2 protein-coding genes are annotated in these 1,853 nt (G+C 38.7%); one reads left to right on the forward strand and one right to left on the reverse strand.

Going from position 1 to position 1,853, the window contains the following annotated elements:
- Positions 1 to 106: 106 nt before the first annotated feature.
- Positions 107 to 535: a TOBE domain-containing protein gene (locus JK188_RS17230; protein ID WP_036951599.1), complete on the forward strand. Its 429-nt coding sequence runs from the start codon at positions 107 to 109 to the stop codon at positions 533 to 535.
- A 130-nt stretch (positions 536 to 665) separates the two neighbouring features.
- Here the strand turns inward: JK188_RS17230 and JK188_RS17235 are convergent, their stop codons facing one another.
- Complete coding sequence (locus JK188_RS17235) at positions 666 to 1,817, reverse strand: beta-ketoacyl-ACP synthase III (protein ID WP_036951597.1); 1,152 nt, start codon at positions 1,815 to 1,817, stop codon at positions 666 to 668.
- Positions 1,818 to 1,853 lie beyond the last annotated feature (36 nt).

Raw genomic sequence — 1,853 nt, forward strand, 5'->3', positions numbered from 1 at the left:
AGAAAAATTAGGAGAGGAGTTAACTCGTCCTGTATTACCTCGAAGTGCTGCCATTGATTATATTCCCAGTCAATATTCATTGATGTTCCATTAAATGAGGTTTTCTATGTCAATTTCAGCACGTAATCAGCTTACAGGAACGGTCGAATCAGTTGTGGCTGGTGCCGTTAATGATGAAGTGGTTTTAAGCTTAGGTAATGGTGAAACAATTTCTGCGGTGATCACGAAAAATAGCACTCAGTTGTTAGGCTTGGCAAAAGGTAAGCAGGCTGTTGCGATTATTAAGGCGCCATGGGTTGTCTTAGTTTCGGATGAGCACGAGTATCTTTTTTCGGCTCGTAACCAGTTCAGTGGACGTATTGATGGGATTGAAACAGGTAGTGTGAATGCTGTTGTTCATTTGACAACGAATGCCGGAACGAAATTATCTGCCGTTGTGACAAATAATAGCATTGAAGAGATGAAATTAGAGGCAGGCAGTAAAGTTACCGCTATTGTCAAAGCATCTAGTGTAATTTTAGCGACGAAAAAATAAGTTAGACCGCTCAATATTACCAAGGTCGTAGTTTTTCTACGACCTATCTATCAGAAGTTAGTTTTTTGCATTTATTCTTAATTGTCCATTTGAACAGGTGGTTAGCATATCTTTTTTTAATAACAGTGAATTAAACAACGGTTAGATGCATAAATCCACCAGAGAAACGACCACTTTCAGGAACAAAGCATAAGAGTTTTTCGCCTTTATTTAAACGCCCTGAATGTAATAATTCATGGATCATGATGTAGATTGAGGCAGAGCCAGTATTTCCTCGCTCTGAGAGATTGGTAAACCAACGCTCTTGAGGGATCGCAAAGTTGAGGTCAGTCAAGCATTCAGATACCGGTTGACGAAAATATTCGGATGAAATGTGGGGAAGGAACCAGTCTATATTATTTGCTGAAATTCCATATTTTTCGATGACTTTTTGTAGTGGTTTTTTTAGCGCTAAGGCGATGATATTTTCATTAAGTAAACGTACATCTTGTTTAATGGAAAAAATTGAACGTGTAATCCATTCTTCTTGTTTCAACTGCTTCCAACTAATTAATTTTCCGTCACTGTCTTTTTCTGCCCCAGCATACATACATGCAGGAATTTCATTCGCGTACGATGAGATATCAATCCAATCAATGCGTAATGATAAGCTATGTGGATTAGGTTGATTTTTCAGCAAGAATGCACCGGCTCCATCGGAAAGCATCCAACGTAGAAAGTCTTTTTCAAAAGCAATTTCTGGGCGCTGAACTAATTGTTCGACCAATGCCTCATTTTCAGCTTGGAAATTACGTGCATGTAAAACGGGAGAGACAACTTCTGATGCGGCTGAAACTGCATTGGTAGTTGTTCCAGAACTGACGGACAAATAAGCATATTTCAACGAAGTTAAGCCTGCTAAGCAAATGCCGGATGTTGAAACAACTTCACAGGGTTTATTTCCAAGTTCCCCATGAACCATGACGCCGTGACCTGGCATTAGTTGATCGGGCAGCGTCGTGCCTGTGGCTAGGCATTCAATATCATTGAGGGAAAAATCACTATCAACTAATCCATGAATGGATTTTGCAGTAACTTGTGCATTGTTAAAATTAGCCACGCCAGAGGAAGGGTTGAGGACATAATGGCGTTTTTTGATTCCATTACTTTTCAGCACAATTCGAAGGGAACGGGATGCCTTTTCACCAATATAACCTAAAACATGTTCTATATTTTTATTATCAACGGCTTCACCGGGGAGGAATATAGACGTTTTTGTAATATATGTATTAATTTTGCTCATATTTTCTCTATTTAATTAAATTAAATATTCTAAATG

The organism is Providencia sp. JGM181, assembly GCF_018257375.1.
Classification (GTDB): Bacteria; Pseudomonadota; Gammaproteobacteria; order Enterobacterales; family Enterobacteriaceae; genus Providencia; species Providencia lanzhouensis.